General features: G+C 43.0%; 13 protein-coding genes, 10 tRNA genes and 3 rRNA genes. 24 read left to right on the forward strand and 2 right to left on the reverse strand.

The window, feature by feature from the left end:
- Positions 1 to 40: 40 nt before the first annotated feature.
- The 3 genes from HPT25_RS08790 (at position 41) to salA (ending at position 2,478) form a co-directional block, all read left to right on the forward strand.
- Positions 41 to 484, forward strand: coding sequence for a YbaK family protein (locus HPT25_RS08790; RefSeq protein ID WP_173062751.1), 444 nt, complete (start codon positions 41 to 43; stop codon positions 482 to 484).
- Positions 485 to 567: 83 nt separating this feature from the next.
- Entirely contained in the window at positions 568 to 1,290 is a 723-nt protein-coding gene (cwlD, locus tag HPT25_RS08795; RefSeq protein WP_173062753.1) for an N-acetylmuramoyl-L-alanine amidase CwlD, read from the forward strand.
- A gap of 132 nt (positions 1,291 to 1,422) precedes the next feature.
- Positions 1,423 to 2,478, forward strand: a complete 1,056-nt coding sequence (gene salA / locus HPT25_RS08800; protein ID WP_173062755.1) for an iron-sulfur carrier protein/transcriptional regulator SalA — start codon at positions 1,423 to 1,425, stop codon at positions 2,476 to 2,478.
- Between the two features lie 113 nt (positions 2,479 to 2,591).
- Here the strand turns inward: salA and gerD are convergent, their stop codons facing one another.
- Positions 2,592 to 3,194 (reverse strand): spore germination lipoprotein GerD, encoded by a 603-nt coding sequence (gene gerD, locus HPT25_RS08805; RefSeq protein ID WP_173062757.1) that lies wholly within the window; start codon positions 3,192 to 3,194, stop codon positions 2,592 to 2,594.
- A 147-nt stretch (positions 3,195 to 3,341) separates the two neighbouring features.
- Between gerD and HPT25_RS08810 the strand changes: the two genes are divergently transcribed.
- Positions 3,342 to 3,986, forward strand: coding sequence for a KinB-signaling pathway activation protein (locus HPT25_RS08810; RefSeq protein WP_173062759.1), 645 nt, complete (start codon positions 3,342 to 3,344; stop codon positions 3,984 to 3,986).
- Positions 3,987 to 4,049: 63 nt separating this feature from the next.
- On the opposite strand, the gene pdaB is transcribed toward HPT25_RS08810, so the two are convergent.
- Positions 4,050 to 4,802: a polysaccharide deacetylase family sporulation protein PdaB gene (gene pdaB, locus HPT25_RS08815; protein ID WP_173062761.1), complete on the reverse strand. Its 753-nt coding sequence runs from the start codon at positions 4,800 to 4,802 to the stop codon at positions 4,050 to 4,052.
- Positions 4,803 to 4,940: 138 nt separating this feature from the next.
- Between pdaB and HPT25_RS08820 the strand changes: the two genes are divergently transcribed.
- The 20 genes from HPT25_RS08820 to glmM all read left to right on the forward strand — a co-directional run bounded on the left by HPT25_RS08820 (position 4,941) and on the right by glmM (position 18,090).
- Positions 4,941 to 5,171, forward strand: coding sequence for a hypothetical protein (locus HPT25_RS08820; protein WP_173062763.1), 231 nt, complete (start codon positions 4,941 to 4,943; stop codon positions 5,169 to 5,171).
- 251 nt (positions 5,172 to 5,422) lie between these two features.
- A 16S ribosomal RNA gene (locus HPT25_RS08825) occupies positions 5,423 to 6,972 on the forward strand.
- Between the two features lie 301 nt (positions 6,973 to 7,273).
- A 23S ribosomal RNA gene (locus HPT25_RS08830) occupies positions 7,274 to 10,208 on the forward strand.
- A gap of 137 nt (positions 10,209 to 10,345) precedes the next feature.
- A 5S ribosomal RNA gene (rrf, locus tag HPT25_RS08835) occupies positions 10,346 to 10,462 on the forward strand.
- Together the 16S, 23S and 5S rRNA genes with 10 tRNA genes alongside form the textbook arrangement of a ribosomal RNA operon.
- A gap of 9 nt (positions 10,463 to 10,471) precedes the next feature.
- Positions 10,472 to 10,546, forward strand: a tRNA-Asn gene (locus tag HPT25_RS08840).
- Between the two features lie 24 nt (positions 10,547 to 10,570).
- Positions 10,571 to 10,643, forward strand: a tRNA-Thr gene (locus HPT25_RS08845).
- A gap of 20 nt (positions 10,644 to 10,663) precedes the next feature.
- Positions 10,664 to 10,738 (forward strand) — tRNA-Glu (locus tag HPT25_RS08850).
- Between the two features lie 4 nt (positions 10,739 to 10,742).
- Positions 10,743 to 10,818 (forward strand) — tRNA-Val (locus HPT25_RS08855).
- Positions 10,819 to 10,835: 17 nt separating this feature from the next.
- Positions 10,836 to 10,911: transfer RNA gene (locus tag HPT25_RS08860), tRNA-Thr, on the forward strand.
- Positions 10,912 to 10,915: 4 nt separating this feature from the next.
- Positions 10,916 to 11,000: transfer RNA gene (locus tag HPT25_RS08865), tRNA-Tyr, on the forward strand.
- A gap of 45 nt (positions 11,001 to 11,045) precedes the next feature.
- Positions 11,046 to 11,120 (forward strand) — tRNA-Gln (locus tag HPT25_RS08870).
- A 6-nt stretch (positions 11,121 to 11,126) separates the two neighbouring features.
- Positions 11,127 to 11,199, forward strand: a tRNA-Lys gene (locus HPT25_RS08875).
- Between the two features lie 53 nt (positions 11,200 to 11,252).
- A tRNA-Gly gene (locus HPT25_RS08880) sits at positions 11,253 to 11,327 on the forward strand.
- Positions 11,328 to 11,330: 3 nt separating this feature from the next.
- A tRNA-Ala gene (locus HPT25_RS08885) sits at positions 11,331 to 11,403 on the forward strand.
- A 549-nt stretch (positions 11,404 to 11,952) separates the two neighbouring features.
- Positions 11,953 to 12,852 (forward strand): arginase, encoded by a 900-nt coding sequence (rocF, locus tag HPT25_RS08890; RefSeq protein ID WP_173062765.1) that lies wholly within the window; start codon positions 11,953 to 11,955, stop codon positions 12,850 to 12,852.
- A 263-nt stretch (positions 12,853 to 13,115) separates the two neighbouring features.
- Positions 13,116 to 13,679 (forward strand): RNA polymerase sigma factor SigW, encoded by a 564-nt coding sequence (sigW, locus tag HPT25_RS08895; protein WP_173062767.1) that lies wholly within the window; start codon positions 13,116 to 13,118, stop codon positions 13,677 to 13,679.
- 18 nt (positions 13,680 to 13,697) lie between these two features.
- Complete coding sequence (locus tag HPT25_RS08900) at positions 13,698 to 14,309, forward strand: anti-sigma factor family protein (RefSeq protein WP_173062770.1); 612 nt, start codon at positions 13,698 to 13,700, stop codon at positions 14,307 to 14,309.
- 347 nt (positions 14,310 to 14,656) lie between these two features.
- The gene (gene cdaA, locus HPT25_RS08905) at positions 14,657 to 15,484 is read left to right on the forward strand and encodes a diadenylate cyclase CdaA (protein WP_173062773.1); all 828 of its coding nucleotides are present in this window, start codon (positions 14,657 to 14,659) and stop codon (positions 15,482 to 15,484) included.
- Positions 15,477 to 16,706 carry a CdaR family protein gene (locus HPT25_RS08910; protein WP_173062775.1) on the forward strand — a complete coding sequence of 410 codons (1,230 nt, stop codon included), beginning with the start codon at positions 15,477 to 15,479 and terminating at the stop codon, positions 16,704 to 16,706. The genes cdaA and HPT25_RS08910 overlap by 8 nt, the downstream gene beginning before the upstream one ends.
- A 34-nt stretch (positions 16,707 to 16,740) precedes the next feature.
- The gene (gene glmM / locus HPT25_RS08915; protein WP_173062778.1) at positions 16,741 to 18,090 is read left to right on the forward strand and encodes a phosphoglucosamine mutase; all 1,350 of its coding nucleotides are present in this window, start codon (positions 16,741 to 16,743) and stop codon (positions 18,088 to 18,090) included.
- The last annotated feature ends 179 nt before the right edge of the window (positions 18,091 to 18,269 follow it).

Consider the following 18,269-nt stretch of genomic DNA (forward strand, 5'->3'; position numbering starts at 1 on the left):
ATGAACGCGAGATAAAGAATAGTTTTAAGAGGTGAATGAAGTGACTGTTATTACAACCTTTAGAGAAAAGCGTCGCGAAAAACAAATGAAATATGAACGTTCCGTGCTGAGGGATTTATCGATTCAGACATTAAAGGAACGAGTACAACATTATTTTGGCTCGTCAAGAATAACTTCAGGTATGATTATGAATACAGGTATTGAAGAAGCTTGCTATGATATTGCATTGGAAGCCTACTTATTAGGCGCCAAATTCAGCAAGTTTGGCTATTTTGGTGAGGAGCCGGATCAAGTACGTTTGCGCTGTGTAAATGAAGAAAAACATTTAATTGACACCATATATAACTTTTTCCTTTTTTGGGGAAGTGGCGAAGAAGGAGTCATGAGTGAGACGCTTTACTACCAATGTGAACAATATGTTCATGTTTGGTGGAGAGAAGGGTTTGAAAAAGGGCAGAGACGCCATAAACTCCGCCTTCATTAACAAAAGCATTTCTTAGTGTTCTAAAGCTTCCCCTTGTCCCATATATTTTAACGAAAGGGACGAGCGGGAAGGAATGATTTGGTTTGTTAAATCGCAGATTAAAAATCATCGGATTTTCGGTGGGATTACTCATTTTATTTCTTATTCTGCAGCACGACTTTTCTAACAATGACTCTTGGAAAACATGGAACCTACCACTGTCAGGGAAGATCATTTTACTTGATGCAGGGCACGGGGGGCCTGACGGCGGTGCTGGAACCGGAAAAGTCCTGGAAAAAGATATTGCCCTTAATATTACATTAAAAGTAAGGGATTACTTGCAGCAGCAAGGGGCACTTGTCGTGATGACTAGAACAACTGATACCGATTTGGCAGATCCCGATACTCGAGGCTACAGCCGCAGGAAAGTGGAGGATTTAAAAAAACGGCTAAAAATGATTAATGATTCCGATAATGATCTTTTTATCAGTATCCACTTGAATGCTATTCCATCGGCAAAATGGAGCGGAGCCCAAACATTTTATGCCCCGCAGCATGAGGAAAATGCACGGGTAGCAAAATTTATTCAGGATGAACTTCGAAGAAACTTGGAGAATACAACCCGGAAGGCAAAACCGATTAATCAGGTATATATTTTAAAAAATGCAAAGAAACCAGGGGCCTTGGTAGAAGTCGGATTTCTATCCAATCCTCAGGAAAGGAAAAATTTAAAAAAGGACTCCTATCAGGAAAAAGTGGCAATCTCAATTTATAAAGGGATTTTGCGCTATTTTTCGAATGAAAAGGAATTAAATGAAACAGATTAAGGAAGGCTGGAAAGTCCCGCCTTCCTTTTTACATATAGACAATATGTTTGTAAGTGATTCATATAACAGCAATCCCAGCATGCTTATGGTATACTGAAAGATGGAAACGAATTCAATTGGTGAGGTGTTAGCATGTTAACAGAAGTAAAAGTACGCGAGGTTCTTGGTAGCTTGAAAGAGCCGTTTTTACATAAAACTTTAGCTGAGCTAAATGCGATTGAAGAAATTAAAATTAAAGAAGAAAAGAATCATGTCAGCGTAAAGATTGATATTGCCCGGACAGGGACAAGCGAACAGTTGCAGCTGCAATCCCAAATTGTCAACCTTTTAAAAGAGGCGGGAGCGGCTTCAGTAGGAATCCGCTTTGGTCAACTTTCTGAAGACGTCATTGCTGCTCATCGTCATGCTGAGCCGGAAAAAGAGGAAAACTTGCTCCATTCTGAAAATACTACTTTTATTGCGATTGCGAGCGGTAAAGGCGGCGTCGGAAAATCTACAGTTTCTGTTAACCTAGCAGTAGCACTTGCACGCCTTGGTAAAAAAGTTGGTTTGATTGATGCTGATATTTATGGATTTAGTGTTCCCGATATGATGGGAATTACCAAACGTCCAGTTGTCCGTGGAGAAAAAATTATTCCTGTTGAACGTTTTGGCGTCCAAGTGATATCCATGGGCTTCTTTGTTGAGGACAATGCTCCGATAATCTGGCGGGGACCAATGTTAGGGAAAATGTTAAACAGCTTCTTTAACGAAGTGGAGTGGGGTACAGGCCTTGATTATTTATTGCTGGATTTACCTCCGGGAACAGGAGATGTCGCGTTAGACGTGCATACTATGCTCCCGGCTTGTAAGGAAATCATCGTTACAACTCCACACCCTACAGCAGCATTCGTTGCCGCACGTGCTGGTGCCATGGCAATAAGAACCGAACATGAATTGCTTGGCGTCATTGAGAACATGGCTTATTTTGAAAGTAAAGTAACAGGTGAGAAAGAATATGTATTCGGTAGAGGTGGCGGTGACAAATTGGCCGAAGAATTAAATACGGAACTCCTTGGCCGTCTGCCACTTGACCAGCCGGATTGGAACGAGGAGGACTTCGCTCCGTCCATCTATCAACCTGATCATAAGTTAGGAAATATTTATTTGGAAATTGCTGAAAAAGTAGTGAATCGACTCAGTAAATAATTTAAAAGTTAAAACCTCTTCCGAAGTAGGAAGAGGTTTTATGTTCAATAGGAAAGGCATGTTGCTAACAGGCATGAACCTGCCTTTGGCATCAGAGTTCTATTAAGATGAAATCAGGTACTTCCGCTGGATTTGTTACTGCTTTGACTTGAACCACCTGATTTGGCTTTAGTTTCTTCTGCTGCTTTTAGTAGCAGTTCTTGAATTTTGGCTCTGAATAATGGGCTGTCAACGGTTTCCGTAATGACACTCTGGAGATGCTGACGGTAATCTTTACTTTTTAGTGCGTCTGTAAGCTCCTTTTGTATTTCAGGCTCCTTAAAAACCTGAATCATCATGTTTCTATATGAGGGATCGTTCATTAAGGTCTTTAATAATTTCTCGTTTTCTGCCTGCATATTTTTAGCGACACTTTGAGCGAATTTAGGATCGCTAAATGTCTTTTTCCAAAATTCACTTGCTTTATCTGAAGCCAATGTTTGTTGAATCGTTTGAGAGACAACTTTTTGGTCCATGACCAGTTTTTCCTTCATTTTGTCATCTGACATAACATCCTGTATCGCTTTCTTCCCATCATCAGTCTTGAGAATATCAACAACCATCTTCTTGGTTTGGTCGTAATCAATTTGCTGGCTAGCACTGCCGGTATCACTAGAAGAACAGCTTGTGATTAGTAAGACAATGGGCAAGAGGAGCAAGTTCCATTTCGTTTTCATTATAAAGCCCCTTTCACATAGAAATCCTTAAAATTAGGATGAAGAAAATCCCGAAAAGTTATGCACGATAACTTAAAATATGGATTTTTCAAATTTTGCTTGGTACAATCGAATTGGAAGATATTTTTTCTTTTGGGGGTTTCAGGTGTGACAAGCCGGAATTGGGTAAGACTCTTTATGACCACATTATTAGTTGGTGGAGTCACAACTGCTATTGTGGGATTCATTGTCCGCTGGAGTCAATTTCAGCCGTATATTACTGGATTTAAAGTGGTGGATATCTTATCTGCGCTTATTTGGTTAATTGTAATGGGCTTTCTATTTAGCGTTATCAGCCAAATGGGCTTTTTTGCTTATTTAACCATTCACCGATTTGGATTAGGAATATTTAAGTCCGTTTCCCTTTGGAATTCCGTCCAATTTGTTTTAACCTTATTTGCGTTATTTGACTTAGTCTATCTTAGGTTTGAAAGCTTTGCGAAACCCGGCAATTCTATAATCCCTTATGTAGGACTTGCCATGTTGATATTGGTTATTGGTTATATAACTGCCTGGTTCAAAATGAAACAAACAAATCGAGAAGCATTTATTCCAGCGTTCTTTTTTATGATTGTGGGAACTTTGGTGGAATGGATGCCAGCACTTCGAGTGAATGGATCCAGTCTGTTTTACCCCATGATGTTTGCCTTAATGGCCTGTAATGCCTACCAATTATTAATTCTCCATAAATTAAACATTCAGTCTCAACAAGAGAGAGAAATAAGGGAAAACCAAAAAACAATTTCCAAATAGCCAAAGTTTATAAGAATAAATACAAAAACCGTCCGTTTAAACGGGCGGTTCTTGTATTTTGGTTTATCTGATTTCGTTTGAACGTGCTTCTCCGTTCGCAATCATTTCTGATACCGTGACAAGTTTCAAGCCTTTATGATGAAGATCCTGCATGATCAGCGGTAAAGCTTTTGCTGTTTGTTTAGCGGAATCAGAAGCATGAAGGAGCACAATATCCCCCTTTTGGGTTTTATTAACATTTGACACAATGGCCCTTATTCCAGGGTTCTGCCAGTCTTTTGAATCTAAGCTCCAATGTACAACGGTATAGCCGTATCTTTTGGCAATTTTTAATGTTCGTACATCAAAATGACCTGTAGGTGCCCGGAGCAGTTTTACTTCTTTTACATTTAATTTTTTAAAAACTTCTTGTGCCTTAGTAATATCTTTGGCTATTCGAGCATCATCCAACTCCGTATAGTCTTCATAATTATAACCCAGTGAACCAATTTCATAGCCATCTTTTATAATACTGCTGACAATATCAGGGTGTCTTTCCGCCCATGAACCGGAAAGGAAGAAAGTAGCCGATTTCACATTTTCCTTTTTGAGTGTATCTATAATCGGTTCAGCTTTTTCATCACCCCAGCCAATATTAAAAGTCAAGGCAACATCTTTTTCTCCACGATATACCGCTTTTGGTGCATCTTTAGCTGAGAATACGGGAACTTGTGTAATGTTCTCCATGTAAAGAAACCATGCTGTAAAAAAAGCCGCAACTAAAATAAGGGCAATGTTTTTTAAAGCCTTGCCATTTAGAATAAAAAAGAAATTCATCCTGACCCCACCTCGTCCAAATCCTTCTAGTCTCAAACCTATGCTTGTCTTTTAAAAAATATGATGGGAGATTTTATTATAAAATTTAATAAATTGGAAAAGACTACTATAACTAGAAATTTCGCTGGAGGTTATTCAATGTTTGGACTTCTCATCAATGAAAAAGAAGTGAAAGAGATCGAATACCTAATAAAGAGAGAACTTGATGAAATCTTGTTTGATTTAAGGGATGAGCGGATTGATCATATCGTAAAGAGAGCAATGGAAGAGCGATACAAAGTATTATTTTCCTTATTTAAACGTGTTGCCTCCCCACATGAATGTTTAAAATATATGTGGAAAGGAAAGAAAGGGCGAAAAAAAGGGTGAAGCTTTTTTTTTAAAAGTAATTGACACTTTTTTAAAAGGCTGATATATTATTAAAAGTCGCTGCTGACGAAAAAAACAATTTAAAAAAGTTGTTGACACTATCGTTGGTGTGTGATATATTTAAAAAGTCGCTTTTGAGCGAATGGGCAAGATAGTTCTTTGAAAACTAAACAAACAAAAACGTTAACAAACAATAATTATTCATTTCGTTAGAAATGAAGCCAACGTTATTTTTATGAGCTATATCAACTTTCTTGGAGAGTTTGATCCTGGCTCAGGACGAACGCTGGCGGCGTGCCTAATACATGCAAGTCGAGCGAATCTTGAGGAGCTTGCTCCTTGAGATTAGCGGCGGACGGGTGAGTAACACGTGGGCAACCTGCCTGTAAGATCGGGATAACTTCGGGAAACCGGAGCTAATACCGGATAATCTTCTTCCTTGCATGAGGAAGAACTGAAAGACGGTTTCGGCTGTCACTTACAGATGGGCCCGCGGCGCATTAGCTAGTTGGTGAGGTAACGGCTCACCAAGGCGACGATGCGTAGCCGACCTGAGAGGGTGATCGGCCACACTGGGACTGAGACACGGCCCAGACTCCTACGGGAGGCAGCAGTAGGGAATCTTCCACAATGGACGAAAGTCTGATGGAGCAACGCCGCGTGAGCGATGAAGGCCTTCGGGTCGTAAAGCTCTGTTGTTAGGGAAGAACAAGTACCGGAGTAACTGCCGGTACCTTGACGGTACCTAACCAGAAAGCCACGGCTAACTACGTGCCAGCAGCCGCGGTAATACGTAGGTGGCAAGCGTTGTCCGGAATTATTGGGCGTAAAGCGCGCGCAGGCGGTCCTTTAAGTCTGATGTGAAAGCCCACGGCTCAACCGTGGAGGGTCATTGGAAACTGGGGGACTTGAGTGCAGAAGAGGAAAGCGGAATTCCACGTGTAGCGGTGAAATGCGTAGAGATGTGGAGGAACACCAGTGGCGAAGGCGGCTTTCTGGTCTGTAACTGACGCTGAGGCGCGAAAGCGTGGGGAGCAAACAGGATTAGATACCCTGGTAGTCCACGCCGTAAACGATGAGTGCTAAGTGTTAGAGGGTTTCCGCCCTTTAGTGCTGCAGCTAACGCATTAAGCACTCCGCCTGGGGAGTACGGCCGCAAGGCTGAAACTCAAAGGAATTGACGGGGGCCCGCACAAGCGGTGGAGCATGTGGTTTAATTCGAAGCAACGCGAAGAACCTTACCAGGTCTTGACATCCTCTGACACTCCTAGAGATAGGACGTTCCCCTTCGGGGGACAGAGTGACAGGTGGTGCATGGTTGTCGTCAGCTCGTGTCGTGAGATGTTGGGTTAAGTCCCGCAACGAGCGCAACCCTTGATCTTAGTTGCCAGCATTTAGTTGGGCACTCTAAGGTGACTGCCGGTGACAAACCGGAGGAAGGTGGGGATGACGTCAAATCATCATGCCCCTTATGACCTGGGCTACACACGTGCTACAATGGATGGTACAAAGGGCAGCGAAGCCGCGAGGTGGAGCCAATCCCACAAAACCATTCTCAGTTCGGATTGCAGGCTGCAACTCGCCTGCATGAAGCCGGAATCGCTAGTAATCGCGGATCAGCATGCCGCGGTGAATACGTTCCCGGGCCTTGTACACACCGCCCGTCACACCACGAGAGTTTGTAACACCCGAAGTCGGTGGGGTAACCGCAAGGAGCCAGCCGCCTAAGGTGGGACAGATGATTGGGGTGAAGTCGTAACAAGGTAGCCGTATCGGAAGGTGCGGCTGGATCACCTCCTTTCTAAGGATAAAGCTGGACCTATGAGCCAGACAAAACGGTTTGTGACACGTTCTTTGTTTGTTTAGTTTTGAGAGAACAATCTCTCAACACATCGTTCTTTGAAAACTAGATAATCGTATAGAAGAAACCAAGCAAGAACCGAGTAATCGCCATTTTAGTTTTTCTCTCTAATATTTATTAGAGGGGGAATAGAAGCGAGCAAATCGAGGAAGCGACTGAGCGAGCACTGGAGTGTATGATATACATGAGGAGCTTCGCTGCGGAAGCTGACGAAGAGATGCGAAGCTTATATTCACCCGTAGGTTAAGTTAGAAAGGGCGCACGGTGGATGCCTTGGCACTAGGAGCCGATGAAGGACGGGACTAACACCGATATGCTTCGGGGAGCTGTAAGTAAGCTTTGATCCGGAGATTTCCGAATGGGGAAACCCACTGCTCGTAATGGAGCAGTATCTTTACCTGAATACATAGGGTACTGAAGGCAGACCCGGGGAACTGAAACATCTAAGTACCCGGAGGAAGAGAAAGCAAACGCGATTCCCTGAGTAGCGGCGAGCGAAACGGGAACAGCCCAAACCGAAAGGCTTGCCTTTCGGGGTTGTAGGACACTCAACATGGAGTTACAAAGGAACGGGGTAGATGAAGCGGTCTGGAAAGGCCCGTCATAGAAGGTAACAGCCCTGTAGTTGAAACTTCGTTCCCTCCTGAGTGGATCCTGAGTACGGCCGGACACGTGAAATCCGGTCGGAAGCAGGGAGGACCATCTCCCAAGGCTAAATACTCCCTAGTGACCGATAGTGAACCAGTACCGTGAGGGAAAGGTGAAAAGCACCCCGGAAGGGGAGTGAAAGAGATCCTGAAACCGTGTGCCTACAAGTAGTCAGAGCCCGTTTATGGGTGATGGCGTGCCTTTTGTAGAATGAACCGGCGAGTTACGATTACATGCAAGGTTAAGTTGAAGAGACGGAGCCGCAGCGAAAGCGAGTCTGAATAGGGCGTTTTAGTATGTAGTCGTAGACCCGAAACCAGGTGATCTACCCATGTCCAGGGTGAAGTCCAGGTAACACTGGATGGAGGCCCGAACCGACGCACGTTGAAAAGTGCGCGGATGAGGTGTGGGTAGCGGAGAAATTCCAATCGAACTTGGAGATAGCTGGTTCTCTCCGAAATAGCTTTAGGGCTAGCCTCACGTAGTAAGAGTCTTGGAGGTAGAGCACTGTTTGGACTAGGGGCCCTCATCGGGTTACCGAATTCAGACAAACTCCGAATGCCAAAGACTTATCCGTGGGAGTCAGACTGCGAGTGATAAGATCCGTAGTCAAAAGGGAAACAGCCCAGACCACCAGCTAAGGTCCCAAAGTATACGTTAAGTGGAAAAGGATGTGGAGTTGCTTAGACAACCAGGATGTTGGCTTAGAAGCAGCCACCATTTAAAGAGTGCGTAATAGCTCACTGGTCGAGTGACTCTGCGCCGAAAATGTACCGGGGCTAAACGTATCACCGAAGCTGTGGATTGACATCTACGATGTCAGTGGTAGGAGAGCGTTCTAAGGGCTGTGAAGCGGGATCGGAAGGACCCGTGGAGCGCTTAGAAGTGAGAATGCCGGTATGAGTAGCGAAAGATGAGTGAGAATCTCATCCACCGAATGCCTAAGGTTTCCTGAGGAAGGCTCGTCCGCTCAGGGTTAGTCGGGACCTAAGCCGAGGCCGAAAGGCGTAGGCGATGGACAACAGGTTGATATTCCTGTACCACCTCTTTATCGTTTGAGTGATGGGGGGACGCAGGAGGATAGGGTAAGCGCGCTGTTGGATATGCGCGTCTAAGCAGTTAGGCTGAGAAGCAGGAAAATCCGCTTTTCGAACAGGCTGAGCTGTGATAGCGAGGGAAATAGAGTACCGAAGTTCCTGATTCCACACTGCCAAGAAAAGCCTCTAGCGAGATAAAAGGTGCCCGTACCGCAAACCGACACAGGTAGGCGAGGAGAGAATCCTAAGGTGAGCGAGAGAACTCTCGTTAAGGAACTCGGCAAAATGACCCCGTAACTTCGGGAGAAGGGGTGCTTTTTGAGGTGAATAGCCTCGAAGAGCCGCAGTGAATAGGCCCAGGCGACTGTTTAGCAAAAACACAGGTCTCTGCGAAGCCGCAAGGCGAAGTATAGGGGCTGACGCCTGCCCGGTGCTGGAAGGTTAAGAGGAGGGGTTAGCGCAAGCGAAGCTCTGAATCGAAGCCCCAGTAAACGGCGGCCGTAACTATAACGGTCCTAAGGTAGCGAAATTCCTTGTCGGGTAAGTTCCGACCCGCACGAAAGGCGTAACGATCTGGGCACTGTCTCAACGAGAGACTCGGTGAAATTATAGTACCTGTGAAGATGCAGGTTACCCGCGACAGGACGGAAAGACCCCATGGAGCTTTACTGTAGCCTGATATTGAATTTTGGTACAGCTTGTACAGGATAGGTAGGAGCCTGAGAAGCCGGAGCGCCAGCTTCGGTGGAGGCGTCGGTGGGATACTACCCTGGCTGTATTGAAATTCTAACCCACACCCCTGATCGGGGTGGGAGACAGTGTCAGGTGGGCAGTTTGACTGGGGCGGTCGCCTCCTAAAGAGTAACGGAGGCGCCCAAAGGTTCCCTCAGAATGGTTGGAAATCATTCGCAGAGTGTAAAGGCACAAGGGAGCTTGACTGCGAGACCTACAAGTCGAGCAGGGACGAAAGTCGGGCTTAGTGATCCGGTGGTTCCGCATGGAAGGGCCATCGCTCAACGGATAAAAGCTACCCTGGGGATAACAGGCTTATCTCCCCCAAGAGTCCACATCGACGGGGAGGTTTGGCACCTCGATGTCGGCTCATCGCATCCTGGGGCTGTAGTCGGTCCCAAGGGTTGGGCTGTTCGCCCATTAAAGCGGTACGCGAGCTGGGTTCAGAACGTCGTGAGACAGTTCGGTCCCTATCCGTCGCGGGCGCAGGAAATTTGAGAGGAGCTGTCCTTAGTACGAGAGGACCGGGATGGACGCACCGCTGGTGTACCAGTTGTCTTGCCAAAGGCATCGCTGGGTAGCTATGTGCGGACGGGATAAGTGCTGAAAGCATCTAAGCATGAAGCCCCCCTCAAGATGAGATTTCCCATAGCGTCAAGCTAGTAAGATCCCTGAAAGATGATCAGGTTGATAGGTCAGAGGTGGAAGCGTGGTAACATGTGGAGCTGACTGATACTAATCGATCGAGGACTTAACCAAGTCATAGCAATATGAATAAAGCGAACTCGTTCTTAAACGTTTCTTCTGCATTATCTAGTTTTGAGGGAATGAAAAAGTAAATTTTCTCTTGAAAAAAATGAAAAAGACATTATAATAATAAGGTGTCTATTAAATAGTCTGGCGGTGATGGCGAGAAGGTCACACCCGTTCCCATACCGAACACGGAAGTTAAGCTTCTCAGCGCCGATGGTAGTTGGGGCGAAAGCCCCTGTGAGAGTAGGACGCTGCCAGGCATATATTATTCCGCAGTAGCTCAGTGGTAGAGCTATCGGCTGTTAACCGATCGGTCGTAGGTTCGAGTCCTACCTGCGGAGCCATTTCATTTAAATAAAATAGATTATGCTTCCATAGCTCAGTAGGTAGAGCACTTCCATGGTAAGGAAGAGGTCAGCGGTTCGAGCCCGCTTGGAAGCTTATCTTTATGGATAACATACGGCCCCTTGGTCAAGCGGTTAAGACACCGCCCTTTCACGGCGGTAACACGGGTTCGAATCCCGTAGGGGTCACCATTTTGGAGGATTAGCTCAGCTGGGAGAGCATCTGCCTTACAAGCAGAGGGTCGGCGGTTCGATCCCGTCATCCTCCACCATTCAATATTTGTTTTATGCCGGTTTAGCTCAATTGGTAGAGCAACTGACTTGTAATCAGTAGGTTGGGGGTTCAAGTCCTCTAGCCGGCACCATAATGGAGGGGTAGCGAAGTGGCTAAACGCGGCGGACTGTAAATCCGCTCCCTCAGGGTTCGGCGGTTCGAATCCGTCCCCCTCCACCATTATATTTTTTGTTTTTTTGGACATCCTAGTTATTAATCATCTATTGGGCTATAGCCAAGCGGTAAGGCAACGGACTTTGACTCCGTCATTCGTTGGTTCGAATCCAGCTAGCCCAGCCAAGCTTTGAGCCATTAGCTCAGTTGGTAGAGCATCTGACTTTTAATCAGAGGGTCGAAGGTTCGAGTCCTTCATGGCTCATTAAGTTTCTAAATGAACCCCAGAAATTTTCTTGGGTTTTTAATTGTGATGATGCGGAAGTAGTTCAGTGGTAGAACACCACCTTGCCAAGGTGGGGGTCGCGGGTTCGAATCCCGTCTTCCGCTCCATTTGGGGCCTTAGCTCAGCTGGGAGAGCGCCTGCTTTGCACGCAGGAGGTCAGCGGTTCGATCCCGCTAGGCTCCATAATTTATATAAGAAAAAAACCTTAAATCGTTTATGATTTAAGGTTTTTTTGTTTTTTTAATAATTAATTGATACTTCGTATGTAATTAGTCAGAAAAAGTTGTGGTTGGGTATGTTGATGTCTGTAGTTATATGTTCAACTCTAAAAATAGATACTATTTTTAGAGTTGATAGGTTCTAGTTAAAGGAAGAAACAAAAACTGCCCTGAGGAGACAACAAGAACTCATTTTGTAATATAAAGAGTGCCAAAAAGTCAAAGCCAAGTAAGTAAAATAGAAACGTCTAATCGAGAACTCTCATCAATAAAGGGTTTAAGTGTTAAGCCATAGGTAACAGGTCCGGCAAAAAAGGGCATCCCCGACTAGAGGTACCCTTTTATCCCTCCAAGATCCAAGTCACGCTAAAAACGAAACCTTTATTCAGGACAAATATCTCAATCCCCTTTTTCTCTTCATCATCAACGTATATATATACAAAATTTTGTCGAGTTGAGTCAAGTAACTGAAAGCGGTTAAAATATAGACATAACGAATTAAAGGAGAATGGCTATGAATAAGAAACTATCAATTATTGGAATGCCGATGGACTTAGGTCAAATGAGACGTGGAGTTGATATGGGGCCAAGCGCCATCCGTTATGCTGGAATCGTAGAGCGCCTTAAACCATTATTTGATGATGTTCATGATTTAGGTGATATTGCAATTGGAAGACCAGAGGTTCAGGTTGACGAAGAATCCAATTTGAGAAACTTAGATTTAGTTGCAGAAAAGAATTCGTTGCTTGCTGAAAAAGTGGATGAAGCGGTCCAATCTGGTTCGTTCCCATTGGTACTTGGCGGTGACCATAGTATTGCGATTGGTACGTTAGCTGGTGTTTCAAAGCACTACAAAAATCTTGGCGTTATTTGGTATGATGCCCACGGTGATTTAAATACTGCTGAAACCAGCCCTTCCGGTAATATTCATGGTATGCCTTTAGCTGTAAGTATTGGATTGGGTCATCCAAAGTTAACAGATATCGGCGGGTATTCTCCGAAAATTAACCCTGAAAATATCGTCATCATTGGTGCCAGATCACTAGATGAAGGCGAAAAAACCCTGATTAAGGAAAAAGGCATAAAAGTATATACCATGCATGAAATTGATCGTTTGGGAATGACAAAGGTAATGGAGGAAACAATCTCTTATCTAAAAGAAAATACAGACGGTGTGCATCTATCACTTGATTTGGATGGACTCGATCCAAGTGAGGCTCCAGGGGTAGGAACACCAGTAATGGGCGGAATTAGCTACCGTGAAAGCCATTTAGCGATGGAGATGCTAGAAGAAGCCAAGATCATCACATCAGCAGAATTCGTAGAGGTAAATCCAATTTTAGATGAAAAAAATAAAACTGCCGCTGTTGCTGTCGGGCTAATGGGCTCTTTATTTGGAGAAAAACTACTATAAAAAAGTTTAAGAAATTACTAGATACAAAAAAAGCGGTTGCAAATGCAGCTGCTTTTTAATTTTAAGCCCCTTTTAAGGAAATTAGCCTATAATCTATGCAAGTCCATCTCCTGACCTTGACAAGAAAAAAGTAATTGAAGTTTCCCTAACCATTTTAGTAAATATTTGTTAATATAATGGTGTTGTATATTTTTTTAAGCAAAATGAAACTTTTTTAAGAGTTAATCGTATTCGTAGATAGGCAATGGAGCTGAGATAACTTAATGGAAGATATTGTGAAAAAGAGAATAAAACAAGTAATAAAAGGTGACCAGGAAGCATTTGGGGAAATTGTTGATATCTATAAAAACAGTGTCTTTCAGTTATGTTACAGGATGCTTGGAAATCGGCACGAAGCTGAGGATACGGCACAAGAAGCGTTTATACGAGCTTATACGAATATCCATACGTTTAATCAGAATCTAAAATTTTCAACATGGCTTTTTCGAATTGCTACTAACTTGTGCATAGATCGAATGAGGAAGAAAAAGCCGGATCATTATTTAGACGCTGAAGTAGCTGGAACCGAAGGGCTAACACTTTATTCACAAGTACCTTCTGAATCTCCGCTGCCGGAAATAGAGCTGGAAAGTTTAGAACTGCAGGAAACGGTTCATAAAGAAATATTAAAACTCCCTGAAAAATATCGATCAGCGATTATTTTGAAATATATTGAAGGTTTATCTTTAAATGAAATTAGCGATATTCTCGGTCTGCCTATAGGAACAGTTAAAACGAGAATTCACCGCGGCCGTGAAGCATTAAGGCAGCAGCTGCGCTATGTTTGATAAGAGGTGAAGCGATCCATGTGTCCAGACCACATCATTGAGCTAATGCATGAGTATTTAGATGAGGAAATTGACCTTGATAATGAACAAGTTTTAAGTGAGCACCTTCAACATTGTAAAGAGTGTGAAATCATTTTTTACGAACTAAAAAAGACAATTTCGTTTGTGAAAAGTATTTCACATATGGAAACACCGGCAGATTTCACGGCCAATGTATTAGCTCGTCTTCCAAAGGAAAAAAAGAAGGTTTGGATGAAGCGATGGTTAAGAAAGCATCCGTTACTTTCAGCCGCGTCCTTATTTGTCATTTTGATGATGGGGAGCTTGTTCTCGGCATGGAATCAAGATCGGGAATTTTCTGTCTCCAAGCAAAAAAATCTAGTGGTAAAAAATAATACCGTAATTGTCCCCAAAGGCGAAGTAGTAAAAGGTGATGTAGTAGTCCGCAACGGAACATTGAAAATTGAAGGGGAAGTTCAAGGAAATGTGACAGTCATAAATGGCGAAAAATATTTAGCATCTGCAGGTCATGTTACAGGTGAAATTGATGAAGTCAACGAAGTATTTGATTGGATTTGGTATTATATGAAACATACCGCAAAAGAAGTCGTTGATATTTTTGAACAATAAGGCAAATCCCTTATATGACAGGTGATTTGTCTTTTTATTATGAGGCCTCAGACCTCTTGATTGACATGGCCCAAGAGCGGAGCGTAAACTGTTGAAACAGAGCTCTCTATCTTCCGTTAACTTAACGGACTCGCCTAATAGCGAGTTTTTTATTCAGCCGATAGGAAAGTATAACTTTCCTATCAGGCATAAGTGCAACTACGCCTCTGTCTTCGCCCTAACGGGCTCGCCAGTCGGCGAGTTTTCTTTATGCAGTAACATATAATAAAGACAAGCTATTTTATGTTATAATAAATAAGTTGTGATTTCGATTTGGTTTTTTAAAGCAAAATTACGGAGGAAAAACTATGCCGTTTGCTGATTGGACAATTTGGAAGTATATATCTAGCATTGTTGATATTCTCCTTGTATGGTATGTCATTTACAAACTAATAAATATTATTAAAGGAACAAAGGCCGTTCAGTTATTAAAAGGGATTCTTGTTATTCTTGTTGTCAGGATTGCCAGTGATTTTTTTGGATTGACGACTTTAAGCTGGATGATGCAGCAAGTCATTACATACGGTTTTCTTGCGATTATTATCATTTTTCAGCCAGAGCTTAGGCGGGCGCTTGAGCAATTAGGACGGGGGCGGTTTTTTTCAAGAAGCACCAGTTCGGATGATGAAGGGCAGGAACGGACGGTGGAAGCCATTTTGAAGGCAGCCGATTATATGGCTAAACGGAGAATTGGTGCCCTTATCTCAATTGAGCGCGAAACGGGTATGAGTGACTATATAGAGACGGGGATCGGTTTAAATTCCCGAATTTCGTCAGAGCTGCTGATTAATATTTTCATTCCAAATACCCCGCTTCACGATGGAGCCGTTGTTATACAGAAAAATAATGTTGCCGCAGCAGCATGCTATTTGCCTTTATCCGAAAGTCCCTTTATTTCTAAAGAATTAGGAACAAGGCACAGGGCAGCACTGGGGATCAGTGAAGTGACGGATAGTGTAACGATCGTGGTATCAGAAGAAACCGGCGGTATTTCTTTGACTAAGAATGGAGAACTTCATCGTGATTTGGGTGCGGAAGAGTTTAGAGAGCTGCTCACAAGAGAGTTATCAGTGAATTCAAAGTCAAAACAAGCTTCTTCAGCTCGATGGAACTGGAGGGGGAAAAATAATGGATAAATGGATGGATAATCCTTGGTTTATTAAAATTTTATCTCTGGTACTGGCCCTTCTTTTATATTCATCTGTATCTTATACAAGCAATAGTAAATTGACGGATGTTTATGTACCAAGCGAGCAAACAACCGAGACAATTACGAATATACCGGTAAAGGCCTATTACGATACTGAAAATTTGGTTGTAACCGGAATTCCTAATACAGTGGATATGACAATAAAAGGCCCGATCATACATGTACAGACGGCCAAAGCTTTAAGAAATTTTGAAGTGTATGTAGACTTAACGAATGCCAAGGTAGGAAAGCAGAAAGTAAAGCTTAAGGTCAGAAACTTATCCGACCGCTTAATAGCAACCATCAAACCTGCAACTATAAATGTTACAGTACAAGAAAAAATTACAAAAGACTTTAAGGTGGATGCAGAATTTAATTCGAATGAAATTGGAGATGGTTATGCTGCAGGCCAGCCAATTGTGGAGCCAAGAAGAGTCAAAATTACCGGGGCAAAAAGTGAAATCGACAGTATTGCCTATGTAAAAGCGGTAGTGGAAGACAATAAACCATTAAAAGATACGCTTTCAAGAGAAGCAAGAGTACAAGTATTGGATAAAGACTTAAATAAACTATCCGTAACAGTAGAACCTTCTACTGTAAAAGTGACGATACCTATTAAGGCAACAAGCAAAACAGTTCCAATCAATATCGTTCAAAAAGGGACACCGCCATCCGGAATATCGATTGCATCGATTAGCCTTGATGCCAAGGAGGCTGTCATATCCGGCAGTGAGGATATTTTAAAAAATACCGATAGTGTGAGAGTAGAAGTGGATGTCAGTAAAATTACGGATAATACCACATTAAATTTACCGGTAATTATAGCAAATGGAATCACGAAGGTAACTCCGCAGATGGCAAAAGTGACAGTAGTCGTTAACAAGCAAGGGCAGAAAACAATATCAGAGGTACCAATAAAAATGAAGGGGCTTGCCCCAAATAATACGGTGCAAATGGATGATCCTGTAAGTCAATCGGTAGATATCATCATAAATGGACCAAGTGCGGCTCTAACAGCGCTGGGACCTGACGATTTTAGTGCCTATATTGATGTATCAAACCTTGAGGCAGGCAGCCACGATGTTGATATACAGATCGACGGCCCATCTGGAATTAATTGGAAAACGGATAGATTAACAGCAAAAATAACGATTAAAAATAATGCATAATTTCCAGCAATATATGTTGAAGGAGCGGATTTTCATGGGAAAATATTTCGGTACCGATGGTGTAAGAGGAATAGCAAACAGTGAATTAACACCTGAATTAGCATTTAAATTGGGCCGTTTTGGCGGATATGTTTTAACGAAGGATACAGCAAGACCAAAGGTTCTGATTGGTCGCGATACCCGTATTTCCGGTCATATGCTGGAAGGAGCACTTGTTGCAGGACTACTATCAATTGGGGCAGAAGTTATGCGACTCGGTGTGATTTCAACTCCTGGTGTATCCTATCTTACTAAAGCATTAGGAGCCCAGGCTGGTGTCATGATTTCAGCTTCCCATAATCCGGTCGCAGATAATGGAATTAAATTTTTTGGTCCAGACGGCTTTAAGCTTTCCGATGATCAAGAGTTGGAAATTGAGGCTTTAATTGATTTACACGAGGACCAATTACCACGTCCTACGGGAGAAGCACTTGGACAAGTAATGGATTACTTTGAGGGTGGACAGAAGTATCTCCAATATTTGAAAAATACGGTGGATGAAGACTTTTCTGGACTTCGAATTGCACTGGACTGTGCCCATGGGGCGACATCCTCATTAGCTACACATTTGTTTGCAGACTTGGAAGCCGATTTGTTAACGATGGGTGCTGCTCCAAATGGCTTAAATATTAATGCCGGAGTTGGCTCCACACATCCTGAAAGCTTGGCTGAGTTGGTGAAGGAAAAAGGCGCTGATGTGGGTCTTGCCTTTGACGGTGATGGCGACCGTTTGATTGCGATTGATGAAAAAGGAAATATAGTGGATGGCGATCAAATTCTCTACATTTGCGGAAAATATATGAAAGAACACGGACGATTGAAACATAATACCATTGTTTCAACAGTTATGAGCAATCTTGGTTTTTACAAAGCACTGGAACAGCATGGGATTCACAGCGTTCCAACCGCTGTAGGCGACCGCTATGTGGTTGAAGAAATGAAGAAGAATGGCTATAATTTGGGCGGGGAGCAATCAGGCCACATTATCTTTTTAGACTACAATACAACAGGTGACGGATTATTAACAGGCCTGCAATTAGTCAATATCATGAAAGCAACGCAAAAGCCATTGTCTGAGTTGGCAGGAGAAATGAAAAAATATCCGCAAAAATTGGTCAATGTCAAAGTAACGGATAAGAACCATGTTACAGACAATGTAAAAGTGAAGGCTGTTATTGAACAAGTAGAAGCTGAAATGGATGGAAATGGCCGAGTTCTTGTTCGTCCATCAGGAACAGAGCCGCTTGTCCGCGTTATGGCAGAGGCAGCGACAGAGGAGCTCTGTGACAGCTATGTAAATCGAATTGTAGCTGTAGTCAAAGAAGAGATGGAATTAAAGGAATAGGGATGTTTATATATGCATAGGGGAACAAAAAGTGTCCCTTATGCATATTTTATTATGTATGATGCTGCAGGTATTTAAGATCATACAAAAACTGTAAAAATAAATATTGACGTAATACTTGCTATCATGTAGTATTAATTTGCTTTGCTTTTTTAATACAGCTATATTAATAAGTATAT

Origin of the sequence: Neobacillus endophyticus, assembly GCF_013248975.1 — a bacterium.
Classification (GTDB): domain Bacteria; phylum Bacillota; class Bacilli; order Bacillales; family Cytobacillaceae; genus Neobacillus; species Neobacillus endophyticus.